The sequence below is a fragment of the Bradyrhizobium australafricanum genome (assembly GCF_020329495.1).
Classification (GTDB): Bacteria; Pseudomonadota; Alphaproteobacteria; order Rhizobiales; family Xanthobacteraceae; genus Bradyrhizobium; species Bradyrhizobium australafricanum.
The window spans coordinates 1-796 of sequence record NZ_JAGKJL010000193.1 but is presented as its reverse complement, the minus strand read 5'-3'; the positions used below and the strand labels follow the sequence as shown (position 1 = coordinate 796).

At 59.0% G+C, this 796-nt stretch carries 2 pseudogenes; both read left to right on the top strand.

From position 1 onward, the window contains the following. Positions 1–11: 11 nt before the first annotated feature. Positions 12–140, top strand: a pseudogene (locus J6525_RS47860) (helix-turn-helix domain-containing protein); the annotation flags it as partial. 3 nt (positions 141–143) lie between these two features. After that, positions 144–796: pseudogene (locus J6525_RS46500) on the top strand (IS630 family transposase); the annotation flags it as partial.

Genomic DNA, 796 nt, shown 5'->3' with positions numbered 1-796 from the left:
GGCCAGCATGGATGACGCGACCCTATTCAGAAGACCTTCGTGAACGGGCTCTGGCGCGAGCTGATGCAGGAGAGACAGTTCGTTCGATTGCAGAGGCGCTTCAGATCAGCCCGTCCTGTGTAACGAAGTGGAAGAATCTGAGACGGGAGACTGGGGGCGTTTCGCCCGGCAAGATCGGCGGTCACAAGAAGCCGGTTCTGTCCGGTGCCAATGCTGATTGGCTGCGTAAGCGCGTTCTCTCGGGACCATTCACTTTGCGGAAGCTGACACAGGAACTGGCGGCGCGCGGGATCAAGACAGATGTGCGGGCGGTGTGGACGTTTGTGCATGCTGAAGGGCTGAGCTTCAAAAAAAACGATCCTGCCAGTCGAACAAGATCGCCCCGACATCGCCCGTAAGCGGACACGCTGGAAGGCCCATCAAGGCAAGATTGACGCTTCACGGCTGATCTTTATCGACGAGACCTGGATCAAGACCAATATGGCGCCACTGCGCGGCTGGGGACCGAGTGGACAGCGGCTCCAAGCATCCGCGCCTTTCGGTCACTGGAAGACCATGACTTTCATCGCAGCGCTGCGGCACGACCAGATCAGCGCACCTTGGGTCATCGACGGCCCCATCAATGGCGAACTCTTCACCCTCTATGTCGAGAAGGTGTTGGCCCCAACTCTGGCAAAAGGTGAGGTCGTCATCCTCGACAATCTTGGCAGTCACAAGGGCAAGTCCGCTCGCAATGCGATCCGCGCCACCGGAGCGCACCTGCTCTTCCTGCCGCCCTACAGTCCCGATCTCAATC